This is a genomic window from Lacticaseibacillus mingshuiensis (genome assembly GCF_016861785.1).
Taxonomy (GTDB): domain Bacteria; phylum Bacillota; class Bacilli; order Lactobacillales; family Lactobacillaceae; genus Lacticaseibacillus; species Lacticaseibacillus mingshuiensis.
The window spans coordinates 1-5,035 of record NZ_BOLS01000038.1 but is presented as its reverse complement, the minus strand read 5'-3'; the positions used below and the strand labels follow the sequence as shown (position 1 = coordinate 5,035).

3 rRNA genes are annotated in these 5,035 nt (G+C 51.1%); all 3 read right to left on the bottom strand.

The window, feature by feature from the left end:
* Positions 1-117 (bottom strand): 5S ribosomal RNA (rrf, locus tag JUE67_RS12410).
* A gap of 99 nt (positions 118-216) precedes the next feature.
* Positions 217-3,134, bottom strand: a 23S ribosomal RNA gene (locus JUE67_RS12405).
* 200 nt (positions 3,135-3,334) lie between these two features.
* A 16S ribosomal RNA gene (locus tag JUE67_RS12400) occupies positions 3,335-4,908 on the bottom strand.
* Together the 16S, 23S and 5S rRNA genes form the textbook arrangement of a ribosomal RNA operon.
* Positions 4,909-5,035 lie beyond the last annotated feature (127 nt).

The following is a 5,035-nucleotide window of genomic DNA, read 5'->3' as shown; positions in this document are numbered from 1 at the left end:
GCGCGGCGGCTTCCTACCCTCGCAGGCAGTTACCCACCAACTACTCTCGGCGTAGAGAAGCTTAACTTCTGTGTTCGGCATGGGAACAGGTGTATCCTTCTCGCTATCGCCACCGCACTTATTTAACTGAGAGCTTTGCACTCTCAAAACTGGACATCATTGTTTGAATGCTTTGAAACGTATCTGTTTCGCCGATCACAACTTAGTTGCGATCGTTTGGTCAAGTCCTCGACCGATTAGTACTGGTCCGCTCCATACATCGCTGCACTTCCACTTCCAGCCTATCTACCTGATCATCTCTCAGGGGTCTTACTTCCATATAGGAATGGGAAATCTCATCTCGAGGGGGGCTTCACACTTAGATGCTTTCAGCGTTTATCCCTTCCGTTCATAGCTACCCAGCGATGCGCCTGGCGGCACAACTGGTACACCAGCGGAACGTCCATCCCGGTCCTCTCGTACTAAGGACAGCTCCTCTCAAATTTCCTGCGCCCGCGACGGATAGGGACCAAACTGTCTCACGACGTTTTGAACCCAGCTCGCGTACCGCTTTAATGGGCGAACAGCCCAACCCTTGGGACCGACTACAGCCCCAGGATGCGATGAGCCGACATCGAGGTGCCAAACCTTCCCGTCGATGTGGACTCTTGGGGAAGATAAGCCTGTTATCCCCAGGGTAGCTTTTATCCGTTGAGCGATGGCCCTTCCATACGGTACCACCGGATCACTAAGCCCGAGTTTCCTCCCTGCTCGACTTGTCAGTCTCGCAGTCAAGCTCCCTTATACCTTTACACTCTGCGAATGATTTCCAACCATTCTGAGGGAACCTTTGGGCGCCTCCGTTACATTTTAGGAGGCGACCGCCCCAGTCAAACTGCCCACCTGACACTGTCTCAGACCACGCTTAGTGGTCATGGTTAGAGTGTTCATACAGCAAGGGTAGTATCCCACCATTGCCTCCTTCGAAACTAGCGTTCCGATCTCTACGGCTCCTACCTATCCTGTACAAGCGGTACAAACACTCAATATCAAGCTACAGTAAAGCTCCATGGGGTCTTTCCGTCCTGTCGCGGGTAACCCGCATCTTCACGGGTACTATAATTTCACCGAGTCTCTCGTTGAGACAGTGCCCAAATCATTACACCTTTCGTGCGGGTCGGAACTTACCCGACAAGGAATTTCGCTACCTTAGGACCGTTATAGTTACGGCCGCCGTTTACTGGGGCTTCAATTCTGGGCTTCGCTTACGCTAACTCATCCTCTTAACCTTCCAGCACCGGGCAGGTGTCAGCCCCTATACGTCATCTTACGATTTAGCAGAGACCTGTGTTTTTGATAAACAGTTGTTTGGGCCTATTCACTGCGGCTGACCTTGCGGTCAGCACCCCTTCTTCCGAAGTTACGGGGTCATTTTGCCGAGTTCCTTAACGAGAGTTCACTCGCTCACCTGAGGATACTCTCCTCGACTACCTGTGTCGGTTTGCGGTACGGGTAAAATGTTCCTCACTAGACGCTTTTCTCGGCAGTGTGATCTCAGTCACTTCGCTACTATAATTTCGCTCCCCATCACAGCTTGTCCTTAGAGTATCAAGCATTTCACTCGATACAAGACTTACTGCTTGGACACACATTTCCAGCCGTGTGCTTGACTTGACCTCCTGCGTCCCGCCATCGCTCAGACAGAACATTTTAGTACAGGAATTTCGACCTGTTTGCCATCGACTACGCCTCTCGGCCTCGCCTTAGGTCCCGACTAACTCTGGGCGGACGAGCCTTCCCCAGAAAACCTTAGTCATACGGTGGACAGGATTCTCACCTGTCTTTCGCTACTCATGCCGGCATTCTCACTTCTAAGCGCTCCAGCCGTCCTCACGATCGACCTTCAACGCACTTAGAACGCTCTCCTACCGCGCCAACTTACGTTGGCACCCACAGTTTCGGTACTATGCTTAGCCCCGGTATATTTTCGGCGCAGGGTCACTCGACTAGTGAGCTATTACGCACTCTTTAAATGGTGGCTGCTTCTGAGCCAACATCCTAGTTGTCTGTGCAACGCCACATCCTTTTCCACTTAGCATAGATTTAGGGACCTTAACTGGTGATCTGGGCTGTTCCCCTTTCGACGATGGACCTTATCGCTCACCGTCTGACTCCCGGAGTAAGATAAATGGTATTCGGAGTTTATATGAATTCAGTAACCCTTGACGGGCCCCTAGTCCAAACAGTGCTCTACCTCCATTATCCATCCTCCGAGGCTAGCCCTAAAGCTATTTCGGAGAGAACCAGCTATCTCCAAGTTCGTTTGGAATTTCACCGCTACCCACAACTCATCCCAGCATTTTTCAACATACACGGGTTCGGTCCTCCAGTGTGTTTTACCACACCTTCAACCTGGTCATGGGTAGGTCACTTGGTTTCGGGTCTACACCAACATACTAACTCGCCCTATTCAGACTCGCTTTCGCTACGGCTCCGGCTTTTCACCTTAACCTCGCATGTTAGCGTAACTCGCCGGTTCATTCTACAAAAGGCACGCCGTCAGCCATTAATGGCCTTCGACTAATTGTAGGCACACGGTTTCAGGAACTATTTCACTCCCCTCCCGGGGTGCTTTTCACCTTTCCCTCACGGTACTGGTCCACTATCGGTCACTAGGGAGTATTTAGCCTTGGGTGATGGTCCACCCGGATTCCGACGGAATTTCACGTGTTCCGCCGTACTCAGGATCCTGGACGGAGGAAACGAAGTTTCGGCTACGGGATTTTCACCCTCTATGATGCAGCTTTCCAGCTGACTTCGCCTACCTCGTTTCTTTGTAACTCCAATGTCCAGTCCTACAACCCCAGCATGCAAGCACGCTGGTTTGGGCTGTTCCCGTTTCGCTCGCCGCTACTATGGGAATCGCAATTGCTTTCTCTTCCTGCAGGTACTTAGATGTTTCAGTTCCCCGCGTCTGCCTCACTTGAACTATGTATTCATTCAAGCGTAACCTGATCGCTCAGGCTGGGTTCCCCCATTCGGAGATCTCCGGATCATAGCTTACGTACAGCTCCCCGAAGCATATCGCTGTTAGTCGCGTCCTTCTTCGGCTCCTAGTGCCAAGGCATCCACCGTGCGCCCTTTGTAACTTGACCTTGTTCACTTTCGTGAACGGTCATCGCGAATGAATTTCTTTCGAAACTCAATACAAATACGCTGTGTTCTCGGCATTTCTTTAAAACAATGATATCCAGTTTTCAAAGAACAAAGTTTGAGAGTCATCCTCTCAAAACTAAACAAAGTTTCATGTGTAGGGTCCCGATGATCAACACAAGGTGTTGATCAAATTCCTTAGAAAGGAGGTGATCCAGCCGCAGGTTCTCCTACGGCTACCTTGTTACGACTTCACCCTAATCATCTGTCCCACCTTAGACGGCTAGCTCCCTTACGGGTTACTCCACCGGCTTCGGGTGTTACAAACTCTCATGGTGTGACGGGCGGTGTGTACAAGGCCCGGGAACGTATTCACCGCGGCATGCTGATCCGCGATTACTAGCGATTCCGACTTCGTGTAGGCGAGTTGCAGCCTACAGTCCGAACTGAGACCGGCTTTAAGAGATTAGCTTGCCCTCGCGGGTTCGCAACTCGTTGTACCGGCCATTGTAGCACGTGTGTAGCCCAGGTCATAAGGGGCATGATGATTTGACGTCATCCCCACCTTCCTCCGGTTTGTCACCGGCAGTCTTACTAGAGTGCCCAACTGAATGCTGGCAACTAGTCATAAGGGTTGCGCTCGTTGCGGGACTTAACCCAACATCTCACGACACGAGCTGACGACAACCATGCACCACCTGTCATTTTGTCCCCGAAGGGAAAACTTGATCTCTCAAGTGGTCAAAAGATGTCAAGACCTGGTAAGGTTCTTCGCGTTGCTTCGAATTAAACCACATGCTCCACCGCTTGTGCGGGCCCCCGTCAATTCCTTTGAGTTTCAACCTTGCGGTCGTACTCCCCAGGCGGAATGCTTAATGCGTTAGCTGCGGCACTGAAGGGCGGAAACCCTCCAACACCTAGCATTCATCGTTTACGGCATGGACTACCAGGGTATCTAATCCTGTTCGCTACCCATGCTTTCGAGCCTCAGCGTCAGTTACAGACCAGACAGCCGCCTTCGCCACTGGTGTTCTTCCATATATCTACGCATTTCACCGCTACACATGGAGTTCCACTGTCCTCTTCTGCACTCAAGTTTCCCAGTTTCCGATGCACTTCTTCGGTTAAGCCGAAGGCTTTCACATCAGACTTAAGAAACCGCCTGCGCTCGCTTTACGCCCAATAAATCCGGATAACGCTTGCCACCTACGTATTACCGCGGCTGCTGGCACGTAGTTAGCCGTGGCTTTCTGGTTGGATACCGTCACGCCGACAACAGTTACTCTGCCGACCATTCTTCTCCAACAACAGAGTTTTACGACCCGAAAGCCTTCTTCACTCACGCGGCGTTGCTCCATCAGACTTGCGTCCATTGTGGAAGATTCCCTACTGCTGCCTCCCGTAGGAGTTTGGGCCGTGTCTCAGTCCCAATGTGGCCGATCACCCTCTCAGGTCGGCTACGTATCATTGCCTTGGTAGGCCTTTACCTTACCAACTAGCTAATACGCCGCGGGTCCATCCAAAAGCGATAGCTTACGCCATCTTTCAACCAAAGACCATGTGATCTTTGGGTTTATGCGGTATTAGCATCTGTTTCCAAATGTTATCCCCCACTTAAGGGCAGGTTACCCACGTGTTACTCACCCGTCCGCCACTCGGTCTCAACAAGATCATTCAGTGCAAGCACTTCGTTCACTTGTCGAAACCTCGTTCGACTTGCATGTATTAGGCACGCCGCCAGCGTTCATCCTGAGCCAGGATCAAACTCTCATATAATGAGCCGTTTGAATAGCTCGATTTGTTGTTACTAGCGAATTGACTTCGCTCATGTTTAATTCTCCGACCAATTAAGGCCGAATCACCTACACATTTACGAAACTTTGTTCAGTTTTCAAAGGACGAC